The 22662-nt window shown below is 69.0% G+C and carries 16 protein-coding genes and 9 pseudogenes; 13 read left to right on the top strand and 12 right to left on the bottom strand.

Going from position 1 to position 22662, the window contains the following annotated elements:
* The first annotated feature begins 292 nt into the window (after positions 1-292).
* From IE242_RS22730 to IE242_RS22720, 3 genes are all read left to right on the top strand, one after another.
* Positions 293-637: an STAS domain-containing protein gene (locus tag IE242_RS22730; RefSeq protein WP_189862093.1), complete on the top strand. Its 345-nt coding sequence runs from the start codon at positions 293-295 to the stop codon at positions 635-637.
* Positions 630-1604 carry an anti-sigma factor RsbA family regulatory protein gene (locus IE242_RS22725; protein WP_189862091.1) on the top strand — a complete coding sequence of 325 codons (975 nt, stop codon included), beginning with the start codon at positions 630-632 and terminating at the stop codon, positions 1602-1604. Before IE242_RS22730 ends, IE242_RS22725 begins: the two co-directional genes overlap by 8 nt.
* 249 nt (positions 1605-1853) lie before the next feature.
* A complete protein-coding gene (locus IE242_RS22720) occupies positions 1854-2588 on the top strand; it encodes an ANTAR domain-containing protein (protein WP_189862089.1) in 735 nt (244 codons plus the stop codon).
* A gap of 166 nt (positions 2589-2754) precedes the next feature.
* Here IE242_RS22720 and IE242_RS22715 read toward each other — a convergent pair whose 3' ends face one another.
* Entirely contained in the window at positions 2755-3093 is a 339-nt protein-coding gene (locus tag IE242_RS22715) for an esterase/lipase family protein (protein ID WP_308436775.1), read from the bottom strand.
* Positions 3094-3929: 836 nt separating this feature from the next.
* On the opposite strand from IE242_RS22715, the gene IE242_RS22710 reads away from it, so the two are divergent.
* Entirely contained in the window at positions 3930-4262 is a 333-nt protein-coding gene (locus IE242_RS22710) for a hypothetical protein (RefSeq protein WP_189862088.1), read from the top strand.
* 37 nt (positions 4263-4299) lie between these two features.
* Here IE242_RS22710 and IE242_RS22705 read toward each other — a convergent pair whose 3' ends face one another.
* On the bottom strand, positions 4300-4584 hold the full coding sequence (locus IE242_RS22705; RefSeq protein ID WP_229859288.1) for a fatty acid desaturase family protein: 285 nt from the start codon (positions 4582-4584) through the stop codon (positions 4300-4302).
* Here IE242_RS22705 and IE242_RS22700 point away from each other — a divergent pair.
* A complete protein-coding gene (locus IE242_RS22700) occupies positions 4562-5173 on the top strand; it encodes a hypothetical protein (protein ID WP_189862086.1) in 612 nt (203 codons plus the stop codon). The genes IE242_RS22705 and IE242_RS22700 overlap by 23 nt on opposite strands.
* A 939-nt stretch (positions 5174-6112) precedes the next feature.
* On the opposite strand, the gene IE242_RS22695 is transcribed toward IE242_RS22700, so the two are convergent.
* Positions 6113-6927 (bottom strand): IS5 family transposase gene (locus IE242_RS22695; RefSeq protein WP_444545843.1). Its coding sequence is split into 2 segments (ribosomal slippage): positions 6113-6598 and positions 6601-6927, totalling 813 coding nucleotides; the frame shifts between segments, so codons are not numbered across the junction.
* 71 nt (positions 6928-6998) lie between these two features.
* On the opposite strand from IE242_RS22695, the pseudogene IE242_RS22690 reads away from it, so the two are divergent.
* From IE242_RS22690 to IE242_RS22670, 5 genes and pseudogenes are all read left to right on the top strand, one after another.
* Positions 6999-7262, top strand: a pseudogene (locus tag IE242_RS22690) (transposase); the annotation flags it as partial.
* Positions 7259-7819 (top strand): annotated as a pseudogene (locus IE242_RS22685) (IS3 family transposase); the annotation flags it as partial. The pseudogenes IE242_RS22690 and IE242_RS22685, both read left to right, overlap by 4 nt.
* Before the next feature lie 111 nt (positions 7820-7930).
* Positions 7931-9583, top strand: coding sequence for an ISL3 family transposase (locus tag IE242_RS22680; RefSeq protein WP_229859287.1), 1653 nt, complete (start codon positions 7931-7933; stop codon positions 9581-9583).
* Positions 9549-9944 carry an SMI1/KNR4 family protein gene (locus tag IE242_RS22675; protein WP_189862080.1) on the top strand — a complete coding sequence of 132 codons (396 nt, stop codon included), beginning with the start codon at positions 9549-9551 and terminating at the stop codon, positions 9942-9944. The genes IE242_RS22680 and IE242_RS22675 overlap by 35 nt, the downstream gene beginning before the upstream one ends.
* Before the next feature lie 59 nt (positions 9945-10003).
* Positions 10004-10315, top strand: a pseudogene (locus IE242_RS22670) (integrase core domain-containing protein); the annotation flags it as partial.
* 85 nt (positions 10316-10400) lie between these two features.
* Here IE242_RS22670 and IE242_RS22665 read toward each other — a convergent pair.
* From IE242_RS22665 to IE242_RS38865, 5 genes and pseudogenes are all read right to left on the bottom strand, one after another.
* On the bottom strand, positions 10401-10898 hold the full coding sequence (locus IE242_RS22665; RefSeq protein WP_189862076.1) for a hypothetical protein: 498 nt from the start codon (positions 10896-10898) through the stop codon (positions 10401-10403).
* A 24-nt stretch (positions 10899-10922) separates the two neighbouring features.
* A complete protein-coding gene (locus IE242_RS22660; RefSeq protein WP_189862074.1) occupies positions 10923-11621 on the bottom strand; it encodes a hypothetical protein in 699 nt (232 codons plus the stop codon).
* An 18-nt stretch (positions 11622-11639) separates the two neighbouring features.
* Positions 11640-12140 carry a hypothetical protein gene (locus IE242_RS22655; protein ID WP_189862194.1) on the bottom strand — a complete coding sequence of 167 codons (501 nt, stop codon included), beginning with the start codon at positions 12138-12140 and terminating at the stop codon, positions 11640-11642.
* Between the two features lie 460 nt (positions 12141-12600).
* A pseudogene (locus IE242_RS22650) lies at positions 12601-13170 on the bottom strand (IS5 family transposase); the annotation flags it as partial.
* Positions 13171-13197: 27 nt separating this feature from the next.
* A pseudogene (locus IE242_RS38865) lies at positions 13198-13284 on the bottom strand (IS5 family transposase); the annotation flags it as partial.
* Between IE242_RS38865 and IE242_RS37910 the strand changes: the two are divergent.
* Both IE242_RS37910 and IE242_RS22640 read left to right on the top strand, forming a co-directional pair.
* A pseudogene (locus IE242_RS37910) lies at positions 13272-13786 on the top strand (relaxase/mobilization nuclease domain-containing protein); the annotation flags it as partial. The pseudogenes IE242_RS38865 and IE242_RS37910 overlap by 13 nt on opposite strands.
* 410 nt (positions 13787-14196) lie before the next feature.
* Positions 14197-14643, top strand: coding sequence for an Lrp/AsnC family transcriptional regulator (locus IE242_RS22640; RefSeq protein ID WP_229859285.1), 447 nt, complete (start codon positions 14197-14199; stop codon positions 14641-14643).
* A 334-nt stretch (positions 14644-14977) separates the two neighbouring features.
* Here the strand turns inward: IE242_RS22640 and IE242_RS22635 are convergent.
* From IE242_RS22635 to IE242_RS38615, 3 genes and pseudogenes are all read right to left on the bottom strand, one after another.
* Positions 14978-15521: pseudogene (locus IE242_RS22635) on the bottom strand (hypothetical protein).
* 36 nt (positions 15522-15557) lie between these two features.
* Positions 15558-15997, bottom strand: a pseudogene (locus IE242_RS22630) (class I SAM-dependent methyltransferase); the annotation flags it as partial.
* A 649-nt stretch (positions 15998-16646) separates the two neighbouring features.
* Entirely contained in the window at positions 16647-19373 is a 2727-nt protein-coding gene (locus IE242_RS38615; RefSeq protein WP_189862068.1) for a helix-turn-helix transcriptional regulator, read from the bottom strand.
* A gap of 180 nt (positions 19374-19553) precedes the next feature.
* Between IE242_RS38615 and IE242_RS22620 the strand changes: the two genes are divergently transcribed.
* Positions 19554-21704: a M4 family metallopeptidase gene (locus tag IE242_RS22620; RefSeq protein ID WP_189862066.1), complete on the top strand. Its 2151-nt coding sequence runs from the start codon at positions 19554-19556 to the stop codon at positions 21702-21704.
* Between the two features lie 234 nt (positions 21705-21938).
* Here the strand turns inward: IE242_RS22620 and IE242_RS22615 are convergent.
* Positions 21939-22211, bottom strand: a pseudogene (locus tag IE242_RS22615) (helix-turn-helix domain-containing protein); the annotation flags it as partial.
* Between the last annotated feature and the right edge of the window lie 451 nt (positions 22212-22662).

Here is a 22662-nt window from a genome sequence, read left to right as displayed (position 1 = left end):
GCGCACAATGTCCGGGCGGCCCATGTCCGCTTTGTGATGCCGGATGGGCGTAGTCTCAAAGTGCTTCCGTGGATGCCTCCACCGGTGTGAGACCCATTTCGATGCCGGCATTCGGCGGCCCCGTCGAGGGGAGGCCCCATGCCGCCAGCGGACATTCCCCCGGCCCTCTGCGACCGGTCGAGAGCCACACCGTGGGACGGCTCAGAATGCCGGACGGTCACCGACAGTCGTGGCAGGCGCCGATCAGAGCGTCCCGGAGCCCATCACGGTGTGCGCAGGGAGAAGGTCCCTTGTGCCCCCGCTGTACACCGACGCGCTGCTGCGGATCTGGCATACCGCCGATCCGCCTGGCCTGCGGCTCGCCGGCCAGGTCGACATGACCAACCAGTCCGCCCTGATGCACCATCTGCTCGCCGTGGACGCACCTCCCGATGACATCACGCTGGACCTGACCGAGGTGACGTTCTTCAGTTTCGCCTCACTGCACGCGCTGGCCGCCTTCGCCCAAGCGCTGGGACCCGTCCAGCGCCTGATCCTGCACACCAGGACCCCAGTCATCGCGGACATGCTGCTCGCTTGCGGCTGGAACCGGCCCGAGCTGCCGCTGACCCTCCTGGAGGAGATCCCCGATGACTGAGCCGCGCTTACCGTCCCCGCCGGGAGGAGCACCCCCCGCGCACCACCTGCTGCTGTACGGCAGCGACGAGCAGTTCCTGGCCGCCGCGGTGCCCTTCGCCCGCGACGGACTGACCGCCGGCGAACCCGTCTTCATCGCCACCACGCCGCACAACACCGCCCTGCTGCAAGACCATCTGGGAGCGCGGGCCGAGGAGGCCGCCTTCGCCCCCGCCCACTGGTACCGCACCCCCGCCCAGGCGCTGCTGGCCTTCCACGACCAGGCCCACGGCATCGCAGGTCCGACCAGGGTCCTGGGCGAGACGCCCTGGGCCGGACTCACCGGTGACCAGGCCCGCGAGTGGACCCGCTACGAGTCCCTGCTCACTCTCGCCCTGGCCTCGACCGGCGCCTGGCACCTGTGCCCCTACGACACCCGCGTCCTGCCCGCCGGAGTCCTCCGCACCGCCCAGCTCACCCACCCCACCCTGACCAGCGGCGCCGACCACCGGCCCAACCCGGCCCACGTCAGCCCAGAGGATTTCAGCGCGGCCTGCGACACCGTGCCGCTGCCCGAGCCGCCCCGACGCTGCAAGGAGTTCCGCTTCAGCGGCCCCGGACAGATCGCCGAGCTCCGTGCGTTCGCCGCCCGGCTCGCCCGCGGCGCGGGGCTGCCCGCAGACCGGATCGACCGCCTGCTGATCTGTGTGGACGAGGCCGCCGCCAACGCCATACGGCACGGCGGCGGAGCCGGCAGCTGCCGCATCTGGACCACCGCCGGCAAAGTGTTCTGCGAGATCACCGACCCGGAGGGCACCCAGAACACCGCCCTGGCCGGATACCTGCCACCCAACACCGCCGATCTCGACGGCCGGGGACTGTGGATCATCCGGCAGCTCAGCGACGCTGCCGACATGCGCACCACCCACCACGGCACGACCATCCGCATCAGCATCAGCACAAGCCGCTCGGCGCCCCCCGGCCCGTAGCCTGACGCCCGCCTGTCGACCGGCGGACAAGGCCCGGCCGGGGCCCGTAACAGATCGTGGCCGGGCTGGCTCACGGCAGGTGGTTCAGGCATGAGGTGAGGGCAGGCCGCCCGCGCACACCACCGCCTTCTCAGCGCTTGACGACACTGACATTGGCTTCCGGTCGGGATGGCACCGGCGGTGAATGCCGGAGACCGGAGCCCGCACCATGACCCCTGCCACCCTGCCCTGTTCGGTTCTGAGCCCCCCGTGACGGGCCCGCGGCCCAAGGCCGCGCAGCTGGCCGACCACCTGCTCCGCCATCACCACGGTCCCGGCTCCCTCGCCACCATCTGCCGGGCGGCGCTGCAAACGCCGTGCTCGGTCGGGCTGGCCCTGGCCGCGGACGCCGCCCTGGCCCGCCGAATCTCGCTGTGCGGCGACGGCCCGCTGGCCGACGCGGGCGAGACCCTGCAGATCAACCTGGGCGAGGGCCCGTGCGTGCAAGCCCTGCAGCAGCGAGCGACGGTTCTCGCCGACGACCTGGCCGATCCCGGCGTCGTACGGCTCTTTCCCCTCTTCGCCCACCAGGCCCGAGCCCGCGGCATCCGCGCGGTCCTCGCCCTACCCGCCCCGCCCCGCTCCCGCGCCCCGGAACGCGGAGGCCTCGTCCTGTGCCTCTACCGCGACCGGCCCGGCCCGCTGCCCCTCGCCGACCGGCACACCGCCGCCGATCACCTCGGTGCCGCGCTCCTGCTTCTGCAGGCCGCCTGCACTGCCGAGGGCCGCCCGCCGCCGGTCCGCCTCCCGGAGCCCCAGGCCCTCCTCCACCAAGCCGTCGGCGTCATCTGCTACCACCACGCCGTCTCTGTCGACCAGGCACTGGACCTGCTGCGCTCCCATGCCTTCAGCCACGGCATGGACCTCGGCGACCTCGCCCGCGCCGTCGTCCGCGACGACCTGCGGCTTCCCGGCGAGACCGGCACGGAACCGACACAACCGTGAGCCCTCGCCGCCGTTCCGGCGGACAGCAGCCACCCGCCTTGCGCCGTACGCCGCCGGGAGTCGGCGCCTGGCCGCGCGGCGGTCGTGCGCAACCTCTACATCCAGGACCGTGCCCGCTCGACCTCTCCGGCCACCTCGCCACCGCCGCGATGCACCGCATCACCCACTACGAGATCACCAACATCCTCGACCCCGCCCACGCCACACCCATTACCTGCGCCTCCGCCTCCCTCCTGTGGAACTTCAGGCAGTAGCGGGGCATCAGGTCGCCCTGCGAGGCGACGACCAGGTCGACCTTGCGGGTACCGGTCGCGGCGCGGACCCGGTCGACGTAGTCGTCGAGATGCCGGGCGGAGTCCTCGATCGGGCCCAGCCCGTGGATCAGGGGCGGCCCGGTCCGGCCGTACTCCAGGGCGAACACGCAGTAGCCGCGCCGCACCAGATGCGGGGCGAGCAGGCCCCAGTTGAGGACCGCACTGGAGCCGGTGCCGTGGACCAGGACCACCGGCCGCGGATGGGCGGTGGTCGGCCGGCAGGTGCAGTCGTTGGAGCCGCTGCTCGAGCGCGGCGGCGGGACGGCGCGGGCGGTACCGGTGGGACAGGCACCGGTGAGCAGGGCGGGGCCAGCGGTAAGCGCAGGGCGCGAAGGCAGGCGCGCGGGGTGCGACGGGTCATCCGACGTTCCTCGGCACGTGCGGCGTAGGGGTGGTGCGCCGCACGTCGGCCACAGGAAAACGGACCAGCGCGAGCGGTTGCGGCCTGTCCAACGGGTGTGCCGGGCCGCCGGTCACTGCCCTTGAGATCGATCCGTCCCCCGACCGGGGGACGGCAGACCGCAACTCACGTAAGCGACATGTCGTCCCCCAGGGGACGATCAGAGCCCTTCCTCGCCCGCTGATCCATGCACCACCGTGACGGCTCCGCACTGACCGCAGACAGGGCGCGCCTCGCCCTTGGGGCGGTCGTGTCCGTCGAGGCCAGGGTGCGGGTGGTGTCGATGAACTCACTCTTCGACGCCCTGTCCATCAGAAGCTTCATCGCAGGCTTGCCGACCGGCTTCCGGGTACGGCACGGCCGTACCCGCCCGCCCCTGAACGGGCTGTCAGCACCGGGGATCGGGCGGTAGGCTGCTGGTAGTCCGTGAACTGTCGGCCGTCCGTTGCTACGGCGCCGTGGTCCGGCGATCGCTCGGGGTCCAGGGAGTACCCCTACGTCAGCGGCTGTGTCTGCGGGATCTGAGCCCGCCATTTCGGCATCGCACGAGGAACCGCCGCGACTCGGCCCGCGAACTCCCCGACCGCCTCTGTTCCCCGGCGGTGCATAGCTTTGGGGACTCCAGCCATGTCCGACCACTTCATCGACGATCTCATGTTCATCACGCCCCTGGGCCACCCGCCGGGCATCAGGCTCGTCGGCCAGGTCATAGGCGTCCACAAGATCCCTCTGGCCCTGGCCCTAAGGTCCTGTCGCCGGCAGAACGGGGACGTGACCGTCGACCTCACCGGCGTCCACTGCCTCTCCCGAAGCTCCCTGGAGACCCTGGTCGACGCCGCCCGCACCCTGCCACCTCCCCTGCGTCTGATCCTGCGCGCACGCCCCGCACTCGGCCTCCAAGAACGGCTCGCAGCCCGCGGCTGGCACCAGCTGGAAAGCCTTCAGCTGAGCGAAGCCTGAGGGGCACCCGGCACTCCGAAGAGCGTTCGCACTGCCCTCAGGCGGCATCTTCGCCTCGTGGCCGGGCGGGTGCCGTCCGTTGGAGGTTCGGCAGGGCCATGCGGCAGATGCGGGCCCAGGTGGAGGCGTACTGCTTCAGCAGGGGGCCCGTGGTGTACGGGATGCCGTGGGCGGTGAGGACGTCGTGGACGCGGGGAGCGATCTCGGCGTAGCGGTTGCTGGGCAGGTCGGGGAAGAGGTGGTGTTCGATCTGGTGGCTGAGGTTGCCGGTGAGGACATGGAGGACGGTGCCGCCCTGGATGTTGGCCGAGGAGTTCCTCAACGGTGTCAGTCAGGGCTACCTGGCCGCTCTGGGAATCGAAGATATCCAGGCATGCACAGACAAGCCGGATGTCACGAACGAGTCGTGTCAAGCAATTGCTCTCGCTGCTGCCGCACCGCTCGGGCGTGCGAAGAAACTCAAGGACGCTATCGACGCGGTCGATAAAGCAGCTCAGGCATCAAAGGTTTTCCGTCCGGTTGTCACGTTCGGTGACGACTACGTGGAGTTCCTCAAAAAGCACCGAAGTGGCGGCGAACGCGTCGATGAATACAAGGGGATATTCGAAGGAAAGTACGTGAAGGGAGAGGCCAGGCTCCAGGCACGCCTCCAGGATGCGGTGAACAGAGGTACGCCACGGCGCAACTGGGGCACCAACCCGGATGGCTCGAAGCGTGACGGGTGGGTCTACGACTGGGACTTCGGCGAACCGAACTACGTAGGAAAGCTCTCGGAGTACGAGGTCAAAAAGTACGGACTAACCGGGGACCAAACTCGGACCACTATGCTGCGTGTCATCCTCAACGAGGACGGCAGTTTGCGAACGGCTCATCCGCTTCGTAAGATGGGAAGTGAAATCCTCCCTGAATAGGGGCACTTCGATATTCGATCTGCACTGCGGGGCGTCAATACTGCCCCGCAGTGCAGTTCATCAGCACAGGGAAGAAATGACAGACTTCAATAGCACTGGCTGGATTGCCCTCTTCGAGAATCACCAAGCCGATGTCGAGGGCTGGGACCTCGTAACACACGCAGCTCTCGTCGTTGACCCCGATCGTGGCGTAATGCGGCCGGTGACCGAGTATCCCGACTTCCGTCGACTGATCATGACCCGCAAAATCGCCGGGATGATGCCTTGTCGGGCGGGGTACCGTGCGTACTGGGAGAACAGGCCCGGAGATCCAATCATCGAGGAAATTGTTGGATGGATAGTGTCAGTGCGTGGCGACGTTATCCCATTCACTCCGGATGGCACAGCGCATGATGCCACAATCCTCGAGCCCGGCCAAGATTTGCCGCCCGCGACGTAATGCTACAAGCTACCGCGCTCCTCAGTCCTCCACGATTGGCCTCGATCTTTCGTGACGGTCCGCCGACGGAGTCGGCGGACCGTTTCGCTTTATGTGGCCGGTGACGAGTAGGTCGGAGTCCTAGTGTCACATTCGCCTGATTCCACGTTCCGGAAGCAGGCCGGTGCTCGCAGGGGTGGGGCAGGAACTGATCAGCAGGAATTCGGTGCACAACCGCCCGAACGGCCATGGCTTCTGCGGCCGTTCCCCCTACTCCCGCCTGAACGCCAAGACCGAAGACCCGAGCCGGGTACCGCACTCCGATCGCGAGCCGCCCCCTGTTACCGTCTTCGTTGGCTCCGCAATGGGGCCTCCGGCCTTCGGGTCCGGCATGACTTCCCCTCCGGTTGTTGATGATCCGGGGGGTGGTGTCACCGGGCCCTCCACCTTGATCGTGGACACCTCGACACTGGATCTTGAGTCCAGGGAGAGGAGTCCCAGGTGGGGACCTATAAAAGGCCCTAACAAAGCCGTTGCACGTGTCGGTGAGTGATGAGGCATACGGCAAGCCCGAGGAAGGCTTCGTGGATGTCGTCGCGTCGCTCCCAGCGGATGCGCAGGCGACGGAAGCCATGCAGCCAGGAGGTCGTGCGCTCGACGACATAGTGGAAGATGCCCAGGCCGGAGCCGTGTGGCTGGCCCCGCTCGGCGATCACGGGGCGGATACCGCGCTGCCAGAGCAGGCGGCGATAGCAGGCGTAGTCGTAGCCCCGGTCGGCCAGCAGCGCGTCGGGCCGGTGCCGGGGCCGGCCGACGAGCCCGGCAACTGCCGGAACCTTGTCCAGCAAGGGCAACAGCTGGGTGACGTCGTGGCGGTTGCCGCCGGTCAGCAACACCGCGAGCGGGATCCCCTGGCCGTCGGTGAGAACGTGGTGCTTGCTGCCCGGCCGTGCCCGGTCGACCGGGCTGGGCCCGCTTTTGGGCCCCGCCGCGCGGCCCGCACGTGCGAGGAGTCGATCACCGCCCGGGACCAGTCAAGCTGGTTCTTCGACCGCAGCTTCTCCAGCAGCACATGCAATTGGTCCCACACGCCCGCCTCGTTCCACGCGGCCAGGCGGCGCCAGCAGGTCATGCCCGAGCCGAAGCCCAGCTCCTGCGGCAGGTACTCCCACTGAATCCCGGTGTGCAGCACGAACAGGATCCCGCACAGGGCCTGCCGGTCCGGCACCCGCGGCCGCCCCTCCACCAGCTTCGGCGCCGGCTCGGGCAGCAACGGCTCGATCAACGCCCACAGTTCATCCGACACGACCCACGGCCGCGACTGACGTTTCCCCACGACCAGACCAACGAGCGATCAAGTACTCAGTCACATGATCAAAAGCTTTTGTTAGAGCCAGTAAGTACTCGGCGGAGTTCCGAGCCGACGCGGTGGCACTGGCCCGTTCGTCGGGCCGGCCCGTCTCGCGCGTTGCCGCCGAGCTGGGCGTGAACCACGAGACGCTGCGACAGTGGATCAAGACAGCGGAGCATGCCGAGCGGCCCGAGGCGGTCGCGCAGTCCACGAAGGACGCGGAGATCGCCGCCTTGCGCAAGCAGGTCCACGAGCTGGAGATGGAACGCGACATCCTGCGCCGGGCGGCCAAATATTTTGCGGGCCAGACGAACTGGTGAGCCGCTTCGAGTTCGTTGCCGACCACCGCGGCGCCTTCGGCATGAAGCGGCTGTGCACCGTGCTGAACCTGTCGAGGTCCGGGTTCTACCGGTGGCTGAGGACCGCCCCGGCCCGGGCCGCGAAGAAGGCCGCGGACGCCGCGCTCACCCGGCGGATACGCACGGTCCACACGGAGTCCGGGAAGACGTACGGAGCCAAGCGGATCACCGCCGAACTCCGCGCAGGCGGCGTGATGGTGAACCGCAAGTGCATCGAGCGGCTCATGTGCCAACACGGCATTCAGGGACGGAGGTTGAAACGGCGACACCGCACTACGATCCCGGGCCCCGCCGCCCAGGCGGTGCCCGATCTGCTGCGGCGGAACTTCACCGCACCCGTCCCCGACCGGGCCTCGGTCGGTGACATCACCTACCTGCCCCTCGCCGGCGGGAGATTCCTGTATCTGGCCACCGTCATCGACGTGTTCTCCCACCGCCTGCTGGGCTGGTCGATGGCCGATCACATGCGGGCCGAGCTCGTCACCGACGCGCTCAACGCGGCCATCCGCACCCGTGGCTTTATTCGGCAGTAGTAGTGGGATCAGGCACACATTTCGTGAGGACGATCACCGGGTTCTTCGATCGGTACCGCTGCGTCATCTGGGATCGTGGCGCGGTGTGACGAGCTGGTGAGCGTGCTGTTCCCGTACCTCGATCTCGTGCTCGTAGAGGCCATCTTTCCAGCGGACGACACGGTTCACGTTGTGGCCAGAACCCGGGATGTCATCGTCAGATGTCCCGATTGCGCGACGCCGTCCGAACGGGTGCACAGCACCTACGAGCGGCATCTGGCTGATGGTCCCGTGGGGGAACAACCAGTCCAGATCGATCTGTCCGTCCGGCGGTTGTACTGCGAGAACGCCGCGTGTCCACGTCGCACGTTCGCCGAGCAGGTCGACGGACTCACCGTACGGTACGCCCGGCGGACTCCGGCTTTCCACCGAGTGCTGGAAACCGTGGCTGTCGCTCTCGCGGGCCGGTCAGGGGCACGTTTCGCGAAGGCTCTGCACAGCTTCGTGAGCCGCATGACGCTGTTAAGGTTAGTGATGGCTATGCCTGATCCGGCCTGGGCTGTCCCGAGGGTGCTGGGCGTGGACGACTTCGCCACCCGCCGAGGGCAGCACTACGGCACCGTCCTCATCGACTGCGAGACCGGTCAGCCCCTGGACCTGCTGCCAGGCCGCGACGCCGGGACCCTGGCTGCCTGGCTGCGGGCCCATCCGGGCTCTGAGATCATTTGCAGGGACCGGGCCGGTTCCTACGCCGACGGCGCCCGCACCGGAGCACCCCAGGCGGTCCAGGTCGCAGACCCCTTCCACTTGTTGCAGAACCTCGGCACCGCAGTGGAACGCTGCGTCCGCCGGCATAACGCCTGCCTCAAACCGCCCGACGCCGACGCGAACGGCATCGTGCACATCTCCTCCGCCGACTTGGAGAACGCGACGAAGGAGATGTCGCCCATCGAGGCGCGGCTGCGGGAACGCCACGCGATCGTCCACTCTCTCCTTGACCAAGGACACGGCATCCGGGAGATCGCCCGGGAACTGCACATGGGCGGCAACACCGTCCGCCGGGCCGCATGCGCTCATACACCCGAGCAGATGCTCAACGGCCGTCACCAGCCCCGGCCCAGCCAACTCGACCCCTTCAAGCCACACCTGGACCGGCGCTGGGCAGAGGGCCACACCAACGCCATCCGCCTGCACGCCGAACTCACGGAACTCGGCTATCAGGGCAGTTACCAGATCATCAGCGACTACCTGCGGCCCCGCCGGCGTCAGCGCATTCGCATCGTCGGCCCGGCGCCGCCGGGCGTCCGCCAGGTGACCGGCTGGATGATGCGGCACCCAGACCATCTGCGGAACGCGGACCGGGAGCAATTCGCTGACATCCTCAGTCGCTGCCCCGAACTGGCCGCGGCCGAACAACTCGTCCGGGCCTTCGTCGAAATCCTCACCACCCGCTCCGGCCAGCACCTCAAGGACTGGGTCAGCGCTGCCCAGGCCGAGGACCTCCCCGCACTCCATACCTTCGCGAACGGCCTGGAGAAAGACTGGGACGCCGTGCTGAAGGGACTGACCACCCGCTGGAACTCCGGACCCGTCGAAGGCCGCGTCAACCACATCAAGATGATCAAGAGGCAGATGTTCGGGCGAGCGAAACTTCCCCTCCTCCGCAAGCGCATGCTCCTCACCGCTGCCCAGGGCCGTGCTGCTCGGCAGGACGCCGCCTTGATAGAACAGCGTCATGAGCTCGAACGAGGACCGGATCACGCAGGCTGAGCAGCACTTCGGAGTCCGGCTTCCCCAGGACTACCGGCACTTCCTGACCACACAGGGCAGCATGAGTCAGTTCGTCCTTCCGGCCGACGACTTCCTAATGATCAATGAGATCGCGGAGCTTATCGAGGTCAATAAGGCTGGCGAGTTCCAGGAACGATTCCCCGGGAGCCTCGTCATTGGTGGGGACGGGAGCCGCGAACTGCTCACCTATGACTTCCGGCAAGACCCGCCGCCTCTGGTTCTGCTCGACGTATCCGCACCGGACTGGTCATCCGCCATCCACCAGGCGTCTTCGCTCGCGTCCTTCATCCTTGAGGAATTCCCCCAGAGCGGCTGGAAGTGGGACGAGCCCGAACCTTGATCGCCCTCACGAAATGTGTGCCTGATCCCACTACACATCGACGAAGCCACACCCGCGGCGGACAGGTGAACGGCGTGATTTTTCACAGCGATCACGGGGCTCAGTACGGGTCGAAGGCGTTCGCCGACGCCTGCTACCGCGCCGGAATCCGCCGGTCCATGGGAGCGGTCGGCACCTCGGCGGACAACGCCGCCGCGGAGTCGTTCTTCGCCTCGCTCAAACGGGAAATCCTGCCCGGCCGGCGCGGCTGGCCGACCGCACGAGTCGCCCGGCTCGGCTTCTACAACCACCGGCGCAGGCACTCCACGATCGGCTACCTCGCACCGGTCGCCTTCGAACAGAGATCAACTACGCTGGCCATCGCTGCATGACAACCGGTGTCCACGATGAAAATGGAAGCCCTATCATCGCGCACCCCTGAATCAGCGACAGAGACCACGAAGTGGACCAGAGCCCTCAGACAGTGACACAGCCAGCACGAAGGACCACGACGGTGACCGCATTGCCGGGGTCGTCGTCGGTGTAGCTGTGCAGGAGGGCGAAGTTGTCCCCGTCGCTCCTGGGCCATTGCTCCAGCGCCCGGGTCGACTCGTCCGCCGGCGCGGTCCCCATGCCGGGCAGCAGGCCGATGGCGCCAGGAGGGCATCCGCGGTGGATGAGCCACGACTGCGCCATCGCGGGCAGGGGCAGTTCCGCGTGATCGAAACGGAACGTCTTGGTCGGGGGGTCGCGCCGCAGGTGGAGGGCGACGAACTGTGGCTCGCCGGGGATGCCCCAGGTGACGGCACCGTTGTGCAGCACGAAATAGCTGTGGAGTCCGTCTGGGGTGTGGTGTTCGGCGAGCACGGTGAGCATGTCCTGCTCGATCCCGATCGCGTGCCAGAACGCCTCGTCGGTTCGCTCGTCAGCGGCCTCGAAGCCGTGCAGGCGCAGGTCCATTTCGGGGGAAGGCATGGATCCCTTCGGTGGGCGGCAGGGTCAGCGGCGGGGCCGTGCGGCAGCGGGCCAGGCGCCGGGCCGAACGGTGGCCGGGGAGGCAGCCGTACTCGCCTGGCGGCTGCCGGTGAGGGCGGCACGGCCAACGTCGGTCAGGGCGACCGGCTGTCCGACGTGCAGCGGATGGCTGGTGTCCCGGGAGACGAGGCCGGAGGACTCGAGCTGCTGGAATCGTGCGTACGGGATCCGGGTGCCGGAGGCGGTGACCACCGACAGGCGTCCCGTCAGGAGGTGTTCATGCAGCTTGGCGCCGCCGGCGATGGCCAGCAGGGCGGCGTGGTCGGCGGGCGGCAGTGGCTTCCGTTGACCGTGGCGTGTGCTGCGGTTGGCTGTCTCGATCGGCTCCAGGGCCGTGATGACGCGGGCCGCGGCGGCGTCGCGTTCACCGGCGGCTTCCTGCATCTGGACGACGGTGCGGTCGATCCGCTCGAGCAGGGCCGCATCGGTGGGGAACTCGCCGCTGCTGAGCCGGTGCAGGAGGGTGCGGTAGAAGGTCACGCCGGTTTCGGCCCTGGCCAGCTCGCGGTGCAGGTCCACCAGGCGGGCGTGCGGCTCGTCGAGGACGCCTCGGTCCCGGTGCGCCCACAGCGTGTCGACATCGTGGCCGGTCGCCGCCTCGATGCGGTGGTCGAGATCCGAAACAGCTCGGCGAACGAGCGCCGGAACCGGATCAGAGGGCATAGGCAGGTGCTCCTTGTGTCAGCGAGCGTGGTGGTGTGCTGGGCTGTGGGCTGGTCGGGGCAGGCCCGGCATCGCGGAAGGCAGCGGTCCGGGCTTCGGCATCGGGCCGCGTGCCATGAGCTGCGGGGAGCGGGCGCGGGCGGCATGCGTGCGAGCGCTCAACGGTCGGCGGGTCATCCCCAAACGGCGGCCCACCTCGTCGTAGACGTCGTTGTTCGCCCGCGGCCGCATGGCGACCACGTGGATCTCCCGCTGATAGGCGGAGGTCTCGGGGGCTGGGCGCACGCCGTACACGACGCGCCAGTCTTTGCGGGCATCCACGAACAGCTTGCGGTAGCCCTCCAGGTCGCCGGTGAGTTTGATCCCGAACCGCTCCGCGTTCACCACTTCCTGCAGGCAGGCGAGGGTGAGGTCGCGGATGTCGCTCGGGGCCTGCAGGAGGTCGGTCAGAGCCCGGGGGTCGAAGCTGAGGCCGAAGGCCGGCTGCCCGGCGGAGTGGGCCCGTGACGAAGACCGCATCTTGTTGGGCCATGTCTGGGGCAACCACGACGGCACGGTCTCCATCTGGGGGACCGGTGTGGTGAACTGACCGTGCCGTGCCGACGGTAGCGCTACTCAAGGGTGATGCAACAGTCCGGGATCCAGCCGCCCACATACCCCTCCAGGAACGGTCCCAGATCCGCGGTGCCCATATCCGCGACACTCGCGGCGACTTGGGTGTGAGGGACCCAGGTCATAGGGGCGGCGATGTCGTCCGAGCCGCCTTCGCAGGTAAGGTGCCCGGTGAAGAGGCGGCGCTCGCCGGGTCGCTGGGCCGGGGTGTCCACGGCTGCGGGCCGGATCCGGCCGAGGCCAGCATGCGGGCCAGGCGCCGCACGGCCCGGCTGTGGGACTCGCCCTGGTGCCGCTGTACGGCCGACAGCGCCCACGGGTGGCCGGCGCCCGGCGGACCGGGCCGGACCAGGGCGATCCGATGCTAGCGCCGCGCGCGTCCAGGCGGGCAGACGTCGGCCGGAGGTTGCCAAGGGACGTCCATCACGGTTCCCGCCGGTCAGGGACACCGCCAGGGGTGTCCCGTTCCGGTCAGTGATCAGGTGGTGCTTGCTTCCCGGGCGGGCGCGGTCGACCGGCGAAGGTCCGGTGTGAGCCCCCCTTTGAGGGCCCGGACATGTGAGCCGTCGATCGCCGCGTCGTCCATCTCCAGCAGCCCCGCCTTGCGCAGATCGGCCGGCAAGACCTCGTGCAGACGGGGCCAGACTCCGGCTTCGGTCCAGTCGCGCAGCCGCCGCCAGGCCGTCACCCCGCTGCAGCCGACGCGTTCAGCCGGCACATCGGCCCAGCTCACCCCCTTGCCCAGCGCGTAGACGATTCCGCGAAGGGCGGCCCGGTCGTCAACCGGCAGCCGCCCCGGATACCGGCGACGACGCGGTGGACGAGGAGGGAGCAACGGCGCTACGCGCTCCCACAAGTCATCAGGCACAAGATCATCCGATACCCGCAGAAGTCTGCCGCCGGCCCCGCGCACAGCCAAGCCCTGCACCGAACTCATCTTGAAATGATCAATAAGGCCCGACGGCTATGAATCCTTCCAGTTGGGAGTCGACTCTCGGGTGAGCCTGCGACTCATCAGGTCGATCATCGCGAGGGGGATCATCGCTTCGGCTGGCCCGCGCCGCCGCCAAGTGGCACGAACAGCGCGACCACGAACAGCAGGCCGCAGCGGCCGAAGAAGCCTTCCGCCACCTCCAGGCGGGCTACCAGCAGGCCGCCACACCCGCCTTGGCGGACTTGGCCCGCCGCGCACCACGAGCCGCAACCGCCCGCCGCTACAAACAGGACGTTCGCGTGGCCCTCCCCGACCACGGTGACCGGATCCTCGCCGACCCCACTTGGACCCCGCCCTGACCACCACCCTCGCCCAGGCCGAGACCGCCGGCCACAATCCCCGACGTCTCCTGGCCGAGGTGAGCGCCCAGCGGGAGCTCGACAGCGCCGAGCACCCCGCCGAGGTCCTCAACTGGCGCATCGCCGCTCAACCGAACAGGCGGAAGCAAACGACTCGCAGCCGAAGCACCACCAGCGGCACCTCGGCCATGTCCGCCGCGCCACACCCTCCGGCCACGCCAGTGGCCACGGGGCCCGAAGAGCGCAGTCGACACCGCTGACGCCCCGCTCCGATGCTCGCCATGCGTCGTGGCGGGGCCACGGATCGGGTTCAACGGCACAGCTTCATGATCATGTCGTCGAAGTCAGCTCTTGTGTGACCTGCGCGATGATCGCTGCTGGTGGACCTGATTCGGTACCCGGCCGGCCCCAGGATGTGGGGCCGGCCGCGGGGTGCCGGGGATACCCGCGCACCTGTCACCTGGTCGGAGTCCGCGCCGTAGGGGTTGGCCGGTGCGAGCCTCCTGCCGGGGATCACCCGGACACCATGACGATGACAGGACGGCGGTCCCCAGGCGACAGGCCGGGCATCATCACGCACATGTTGAGCGTGGTTCACTCGATCTGTAAGGAGCAATGGAGCTTTTGGCGCGCGACTTATGCGTGGCGCGCATGATTCGGGGAGTTGGCCGTGGACACGATCGACCGCCACATACTGAACATCCTCCGCAAGGACGGGCGAGCGCCCGTGTCGGAGATCGCACGTGCTGTGGGACTCTCAGCGGCTCCGTGCGCCCGCCGCATAGAGCGCATGGAGAGGGCGGGTGTGATCCGCGGCTACACCGCGGTCATCGAGGACAGCCGGGCGGGCATGCTTCAGGCGTTCATCGAGATCCGCCTGCTCGGCGCGACCGACAGCGACGAGATCCAGGGCATCTCCGAGAGCATCCCGGAGATCGAGGAGAGCCACAGCATCGCCGGCACCTCCGACGCCCTGCTCAAGCTCCGGGTCCGGGACGTGCACCATCTTCAGCAGGTGATCAACGCCGTACGCCGGACCGGCAAGGTGGAGGGCACCAAGACCTTCATCATCATGAACACCTGGACCCGCGCGACCGAGCAAGCCGGTACCCCGTAACCCCGAAACGGCATCACGCCCGAGACTCGGGGGCCATCCGCCTGCCGGCGGCAGGCTTGTTCAGCCGAACAGGGTTCCGTCGCCCCGCCTCGGGTCCGGGGCGGAGTGGCAGGTCGCCCGGGCAGCTCTGTCAGTGTCGGCATGGCTTCAGGGACAGGTCGGCCGGCCAGGGGTTCTGCCACCGTCAAATGATCGACGCTGTCCGCTACACCGCCGACGACGGCGTCAAGTGGTTGAATCCGCTGAAGGACTTGCCGTCATGTCGGCGGGTGCACGGCTCTGCACGCCGCTGGCCGGTGACGGACGTGCGCCCGTGTCGGCGAGGGCATCAGCCTCAGGCGGCGCGGGCAGTGGGTAACCGCGAAGCCCACGTCGTGACTTCGGTCAGGTGCTCGGGCTGTAGACCGAGGTGTGGGTCGGGCTGAATGAGGAGGGTCGCCGTTCCTTTCGCAGTGCGCTCCGCCGCCCATTCATGATCGAGGCCGGGGAAGTCGTCGTCGATCCAGACGGCGGGAGCGTCGCCCAGCCAGGCGCCGACGTGGTCGCGCTTCCACAGGCAGCCGTTGGGGTGGCTGGTGGTGATCTGCGGACGCGGGAGATCGACGTACGACAGGGGCTGAAGGCCGAGGAGCGGGCCGATGAGGGTGCTGGCGTCCTGGCGCCAGATGGTGCACCAGACCGGGGTGACCAGGCCAGCGCGGATCACGTCCATGAGCAGACGGCCGTGGTCGGGGCGGAGCCAGACGGTGACTGGGTTGTCGGCGCTCCGGCCGATGGGGACGACGTCGTGGCGGGCGTGGGTGGCTGGGGTCGAGCCGTCCGCGGTGGGGAAGGGTATGAGGACCGTCGATGTCGAGGAGCAGGTAGGGCGGACGCATCGGTTCCTCCGGGGAAAAGCCGGGGCGAATGGCTGGTCAGAGCTTGCGGGCGCGGATCAGCAGGGTGGTGGGCCAGTGGCCCATGCGGGGGTCGTAGAACTCCTGGGCCGAGGTGAGCCAGAAGCCCGCCTGGCTGAGGTTCCCCTCCCAACGGTTGGTATCGAACTCCCATCGGGCGATGGGGAGCCGGGTGCGGTCGGGCAGGGTGACGTAGTCGCGGCGGGGCCGGTCGTCGCCGGAGGGGCTTCGGCCGCCGCGTTGCGGGTGGGGGATGGAGAAGGCCAGCACTCGCCCGGGCGTGAGGCCCTGGGCGATGGCCGGTAGCAGGAACTCGGGGGCGACGAGACCGACGGCTCCGAAGACGGAGTAGATCGCGTCGAACTGCTCGTCGGAGGCGTCCAGGTAGTGCAGGGCGTGGCCGGCGACGAAGGTGAGGTTGTTCAGCCGTCCGTACCTGATCTTGAACGTCGGAGCTGCTGGTCAGCTGATGAACAAGGGCGAGAGGACCTCAGGTCGGGTGGGACCATTCCTGTATGTGCCTGGTAACCGACGGAACCACGGCGACCTCGCGGTTGGTACTGGCGATCTCGCACCCTCCAGCGCCGCCGCTTTCACCGCACCGTTTTCGAAATGCGCAGCCCGGCCCGGCAGGCGACCTAGCGGCCGTGATGTAGTGCCCGGGGTGTGTGCCACGCCGACATGGCACAGACCCCGGCCCTGCCCAGCCCAAAAGAGGACGCAGAATAAATCGTGGATGCCCGTACCGGACGCTGGCGTGCCTGAAGGCAGTACGAGGCCAGATATACCAAGAAAGCACAGGGCCTGGGTGATCACAGGGCCCGGTGGCCGGCCGTGTGGTCGCTGGAGTCGCTGGAGTCGCTGGAGTCGCTGGAGTCGCTGGAGTCGCCGGAGTCGCCGGTGAGAAGTACCACAACAGTGATCCGCTGACCGACGGGTCCACGGCAGACCTCGGAACTGTCGCTGCGGGCTGTTACCACTTCCGAGCCCCCCGACACGTGCAGTCATGGAGTGGCGGGCAAGAGTTCTGACGATCCGTGGTGCAGGCCAGACGTCGTCGCCCGGTACACGACTGAACCCGGCGGCTACTGGAGCCGTACGGGCGGGTCACTCACGTGCTGGTGTGACGGTGTGCGCGAGTTGGAAGCGTGAGTGCAGGCCGAGTTTCCGGTAGACGCGGGTGAGGGTCGCTTCGACCGTTTTGACGCTGACGGTGAGGGTGGTGGCGATGTCGCGGTTACTCGCTCCGGCCGCGGCGAGTTCGGCGCAGCGTTGTTCGGCGGAGGTGAGGCGGGGGTGCGTGTGGCCGCCCGCGGGGACGGCTTCCAGCCGACTGAGCGTGTGCGCGGCGGTTTCCGCCCACGGGTGTGCCTGGTGGGCGGTGAAGAGGTCGGCGGCACTCTGCGCGGCGGCGCGGGCGCTGGCACGACGGCGCCCGCGCCGTTCGGTGTGGCTGAGCGCCAGCAGGGTCCTGCCGCGTTCGAGGGGGAGGCGGCGAAGGTGGTCGGCCGCTTCGGTGAGGCGCCGGGCCGCGGTGTCGTAGTCGCCACGGGCGGCATCCAGAAGCGCCTGGGTGCGTTCGAGCGGAGGAAGGACCGCGTCCCTGCCGAGGTCGGTCGCTGTGCGGCGGGTGTCGTCCAGGAGGCTCTGTGCCTGGTCGAGGTGGCCGAGGGCGACGAGGGTCTCGGCGAGTTCGGGATGCCAGCGCAGGACGGACGGGTCGTGGACCTGCTGGAGCTCCTCCAGTGCGCGGACCTCCTCCAGGGCCTCCAGGGCTTCCTTGAGGCGGCCGGTGGCCAGGAGGAGGTGACCGAGAGCGAAGAGGTTGCGGGAGAGGAAGATCTTGTTGTCTTCCTGCCGGGCGGTGTCGACTCCGCGGCGTGCGTGGACGAGGGCGAGGTCGGTGCGCCGGGCGGTGCCCTCGACGAGGGCGGAGGTGTAGCACGCCGGTGCGGGTGACAGAGCGGTTCCGTCGGTCAGCGCCTGGGCGCGGTGGGCGTGGTGGAGGGCTCTGGCGCACCGTCCGGCGCGGAGTTCGGCTTCGGCGAGGCTGCGCAGGATGTCCACGGTCGCCTCGGCGTCTCCGGTCCGCTCGGCTTCGACGAGCAGGGGAAGCAGCGCGGTGCGGGCCTCGTCCGGGTGGTCGTCGAAGAGGGCGTGCCGGGCGGCGAGGTGCTGGGGCGTGGCGTTGACCGGAAGGGGGGCGGTGCGTGGCAGGGACAGTGCGCGCTCGAGCGTGGTCTCGGCGCCGGGGTGACCGAGGACGCGTTGGAGGCGGGCCTGCATCGTGAGGGCCATGACGGCGGCGGTGGTGTCGCCGGCGGCTTCGGCGAGGGCGGTGGCCCGGCCGGCCAGGGCGCACGCCCGGTGGGGGTCGCCCTCGTTGACGTTGGCCCAGATGGATTGGCGGATGAGGATCTGCGCGGTGAGGTCGGGTCGTCCGGCCGCCGCGTGGAGTGCGGCGGCGAACAGCTCGTCCGCGCTGTGCAGGTGCTGGCCGCTCGCGTCGATCAGGGCGACGAGGGCGTCGACGCGTTGGGAGGGGGTGGTGTCGTGGCCCAGGACGAGGCGGGCGGCGGCCCGGCCGCGGGGGAGGTCGCCGTAGTGGGCGGCGTCGCGTACGGCGGTCAGGGCCCGTTCGGTGAGCAGTTCGCCGTCGTCGTGCGGGGTGCGCTGGGCGGCGAGGAGGGAGAGCTCTGCCGCGAGTGCGTGGTCGCCGCGCTGCCGGGCGCGGACGGCGGCGCGGGCGGCGCGGCGGGCCGTCCGCGGGTCGGCGCCATCGGCCGCCAGCGCGGTGTGCCGGTCGCGGCGGACGCTGTCACGGCTGGCCTCGGCCAGGCGTGCATGCAGGAGCCTGCGCGCGTGACCCGGCAGCCGGGCCACGAGTTCGGTGCCGATCGCGGAGGCGGTGAACCGTACGCTCCTGTCCGCCCGTCCGATGTCGAGCAGCCCCGCTGCCTCGGCCTGGGTGAGGAGGGCCTCGGCTGCCGGGCCGGCGAGGCGGCCGAGCAGTTCGAAGTCGGGCCGGTCGTCCAGTGCGGCGAACGTCAGCAGTTCCTGTACCTGGGCCGGTACCTCTTCCAGCCACTCGCCCACCAGTCGGCGGGCCGTCGGCGGCAGGGCCGACTCGCTTTCACCATCTAGGTCTGGGAGCGGGCGCGAGGCGTCGGCCAGCGCCAGGGCCAGTGCGGGGTTTCCTCCGCTGTGGGTGTGGATGCGCGTGACCTCGCGGGGGGCGAGCCGGTACGGGGACAGCAGCGTCGCGACCTGAGGGGCCGTCAGGGGTGGGATGCGCACCACGCATGTGTCCTCCCCGCACCAGTGGCCCGCGGCCCCCGGGCGCCAGGTGCGCTCGGCCGCGATGACGGGAAGGTCCGGGGTCAGGCGCAGTGCCCAGCCCAGGACGGCCGCGCTGGCCGGGTCCAGCCACTGGGCGTTGTCCACCACCAAAGTCATGGGTGGCGCCTCCCGCAGCACAGCGGCGGTCTGCCGGCGCAGCCGCAGGGCGGAACCGGCGCCGTCCGGCGAGCCCGGCCGGCCGGCGGCCTCGTCGAGTCGCGCCGTCAGCTCCCGCGCGGCAGGCAGCGCCGGGAGGGCCAGCGCGAGTTCGAGGAGCCCTGCGCAGGGAACCTGGGCGTCCTGCGGCCGCGGGGCCAGCCGCACGACGGGCGGCAGGCCCAGTCGTCGCCCCAGGGCCCCGGCCGCGGTGGTCTTGCCGCTTCCGGGCGGCCCGAACAGGACCACCCGGCGGGTGTCGTGCACGTCTTCCGGTACCACCGGCAGCACGGGACCGGCCTCGTGGGACGCGTTCATCCACATCGCAGAGTCTGGCATCGGGCCATGGTGCGCCCGCCGGTCCTCCCCGGTCCAGGTCAAGGGGTTGCCCTGATGTCGGCCGGGCCCCGCGTCCCTAGCCTCATGGCCACAGCCGAGCCAACCGCTGCTGAACGCCCCCCGCACCCCAGATGACGTTCTGCGGCCAACTCCCCGACAAGGCCCGGCGGAAGGATTGCGATGAACCGCAAGAACGCCCTGGCGGCCGGTGTCGCGGCAGCCCTCGCATTGGGCTCCGTGACCGTGGTGGTCACCCAGTCCACCGCGGCTTCCCGGCCCACCGCGGCCGCCGACACCTCTGCCGCCCGACCTGGCGCAGGGTTCCAGGCGATGACGGCCGACGCGCGCGGCGAGGCGATACGCACGGCCGGCCGGAACGCGGCCGCGACCGCCCGCGCGCTCGGCCTGGGCCCCGACGAGCGCCTGGTGGCCAAGGACGTGCTGATCGACGCCGACGGCACCCGGCACGTGCGCTACGACCGCACCTACAGAGGCCTGCCGGTGATCGGCGGCGACCTGGTGGTGCACCTCGCCGAAGACGGCACGATCACCGGCTCGGACCTGGCGCACCAGGGCGCGATCCGGATCCCCGGCACCACCCCGAAGCTGACGGCGGCCGACGCCTCTGCCAAGGCAGTGAAGCACGCCAAGCACGTGAAGCACGCCAAGGCCGGAAGCAAGGACAGCACCCTGGTGGTATACGCGGTCGGCAAGATCCCCGCCCTCGCCTACCGCTCGACCGTCACCGGCGAGGGCGAGACCGGCCCCGCCTCGCGGGAGGCGGTGATCGTCGACGCGACCAGCGGCGTGCCGCTGGACCAGTACGAACTGCACCAGAGCATCACGGGCACCGGCAACGGCGTCACCGTCGGCCAGGTCTCCATCGAGACCACCCAGACCGGCAGCGGCTACACCCTCACCGACGCCGCGCACGGCGGCACGATCGTCTACGACTCGTACAACAGCCCGCAGTCGAACCCGAAGCAGAACGCCCGGCCCTTCTCCAAGACCACCAACTCCTGGGGCAACGGCACCAACTCCAGCCGCGAGAGCGCCGCCGTGGACGCCTCCTACGGCCTGGCGAAGACCTGGGACTACTACAAGAACTCCTTCAACCGCTCCGGCATCCGCAATGACGGCCGCGGCGCCCCCGCCTACGTCCACGTCGACACCAGCCTGCTGAACGCCTTCTACGACGACAACTGCTTCTGCATGTACTTCGGCGACGGCTCCTCGCAGAACAGCAACACCCCGCTGGCCACGCTCGACGTCGCCGGCCACGAGATGAGCCACGGCGTCACCGCCGCCACCGCCAACCTCACCTACTCCGGCGAGTCCGGCGGCCTCAACGAGGCCACCAGCGACATCTTCGGCACCATGGTCGAGTTCTACGCCAACAACGCCGGCGACCCGGGCGACTACTACATCGGCGAGAAGCTCAACATGCCGGCCGGTTACATGCGCCGGATGGACAACCCCGCCGCCGACGGCAAATCGCTGTCCTGCTGGACCTCCAGCGCCGGCTCGGCGGACGTCCACTACTCCTCCGGCATCGGCAACCACTTCTTCTACCTGGCGGCCGAGGGCACCGGCGCGAAGACCATCGGCGGACGCTCGCACACCGGCACCACCTGCAACAACGACACTTTCGCGGGCATCGGCAAGGAGAAGGCCGCCGCCGTCTGGTACCGGGCACTGTCCACCTACATGACCTCCACCACCAACTACGCCGGCGCCCGCACCGCCACCCTGCAGGCCGCCGCCGACCTGTACGGCACCAACTCCCAGGAGCGGTACCTCGTCTCCAAGGCGTGGGCAGCCGTCAGCGTCGGCACCGCCCTGCCCGACCCCGGCACCGGCACCCCCACCCCCTCTCCGACCACGCCCCCCAGCGGGAACGCACTGACCAACGGCAGCTTCGAGCAGGGCACCAGCGGCTGGACCCAGAGCGACAGCATCATCACCAACTCGGCCCTGCAGGCCGCACGTGACGGGTCCTGGTACGCCTGGATGATGGGCTACGGCGCCGACGCCGTCGAGTCCCTGTCCCAGTCGAACATCGCGGTGCCCTCCACCGGCACCCCGAAGCTCACCTTCTGGCTGAAGGTCACCACCCAGGAGTCCGGCTCCGCGGCCTACGACACCCTCAAGGTCAAGGTCAACGGCACCGCACTGGCCACCTACTCCAACGCCAACGCGAGCTCCGGATACGTCCAGAAGACCGTCGACCTGTCCGCCTACAAGGGCCAGACGGTGAAGCTGGAGTTCGCCGGCACCGAAGACACCTACCTGTCGACCGTCTTCCTGGTCGACGGCATCGCCATCGGCTGACCGGTCCCGCTCACCACCAGTGCTCCTGCGGCCGGGGCCCCTGCTCGGGTGCTCCGGCCGCAGGAGCTGCCGCGCGCGTGCGGAGCCGGTAAAAGCGGCCCAGTCCTCACTCCGCGGGTTTCGCGATGTGTTCAACCGCCGTCCACTATTCAGTCGTGTACATGACAGTTTTGAACGTAAATATCTTCCCTATCAGGGCAAAACCCCTCATACAGCCCTTATCCGATCCGGCACCATCGCCTCATCAAGCGTCGGCCTGAGCACGGCCAGGACATCGATCGCCTCACGGATGTACCGGTACACGGTGGCGATCCCGATGCCGAATGCGGCCGCGAGCTGCGCGTACGTGTCGCCGCACCTCAGATGGGCCAGGACAAGCAGGGCCTGGCGTCCAGGAGTCAGCCGCCGCCACCGACTTCCTATCTCCCGGCGTTGTGCCGCCAACTCCCGGCTCAGGTGGCGCAGGTGCGCAGTGGACAGAGCAATCGCCGACGGGTAGACAAGCACACGGAGCTCCTGGAACGACGGTTGATCTTGGTCGACAATCCGTCTACCAGGAGCTTCGTCGTTCCGCAGATCCGTCCAACCCGCAGTCACCTTCGCGAGGTTGGAAGAACCTCGCTCGCTGCAACCGTGACCGGCCCCCACCCTACCTGGGCCGACGTATACGCCACGGCGGCGGTCGTCCTGGGCCCCGAGGCGTAGCGATGGATTGCCCAAATTCCGGGCTACAGCATGCTCACCGCTAGCTACGACAGCTGCGCTCCAGCAAGGCGAACAGCAAGGTCGGCCGGAGAGCGTTCACGGCAGCGTGCTGACTCCAGAGCCACTGAGCACATCGACGTGATTCCTGTTGTCGGCGAACCAGACTCTGCTGCAACCAGTAGCTCCTTTGGGCACGTGGCATGTCAACTTCCTCATTAATTGCTGACATGAATTGGGTCCTCGCGAGCCGAGT

The sequence above is a fragment of the Streptomyces poonensis genome (assembly GCF_014650915.1).
Taxonomy (GTDB): Bacteria; Actinomycetota; Actinomycetes; order Streptomycetales; family Streptomycetaceae; genus Streptomyces; species Streptomyces poonensis.
The sequence above is the reverse complement of the archived record's forward strand: the minus strand, read 5'-3'. Positions and strand labels throughout refer to the sequence as shown.

Excerpts from the sequence above, each read along its gene's own strand:
- IE242_RS22675 (WP_189862080.1), top strand. The coding sequence starts at position 9,549 with ATGAGCTCGAACGAGGACCGGATCACGCAGGCTGAGCAGCACTTCGGA.
- IE242_RS22620 (WP_189862066.1), top strand. The coding sequence starts at position 19,554 with ATGAACCGCAAGAACGCCCTGGCGGCCGGTGTCGCGGCAGCCCTCGCA.
- IE242_RS22660 (WP_189862074.1), bottom strand. The coding sequence starts at position 11,621 with ATGCCCTCTGATCCGGTTCCGGCGCTCGTTCGCCGAGCTGTTTCGGAT.
- IE242_RS22710 (WP_189862088.1), top strand. The coding sequence starts at position 3,930 with ATGTCCGACCACTTCATCGACGATCTCATGTTCATCACGCCCCTGGGC.
- IE242_RS22725 (WP_189862091.1), top strand. The coding sequence starts at position 630 with ATGACTGAGCCGCGCTTACCGTCCCCGCCGGGAGGAGCACCCCCCGCG.
- IE242_RS22665 (WP_189862076.1), bottom strand. The coding sequence starts at position 10,898 with ATGCCTTCCCCCGAAATGGACCTGCGCCTGCACGGCTTCGAGGCCGCT.
- IE242_RS38615 (WP_189862068.1), bottom strand. The coding sequence starts at position 19,373 with ATGCCAGACTCTGCGATGTGGATGAACGCGTCCCACGAGGCCGGTCCC.
- IE242_RS22655 (WP_189862194.1), bottom strand. The coding sequence starts at position 12,140 with ATGCGGTCTTCGTCACGGGCCCACTCCGCCGGGCAGCCGGCCTTCGGC.
- IE242_RS22700 (WP_189862086.1), top strand. The coding sequence starts at position 4,562 with ATGTTGGCCGAGGAGTTCCTCAACGGTGTCAGTCAGGGCTACCTGGCC.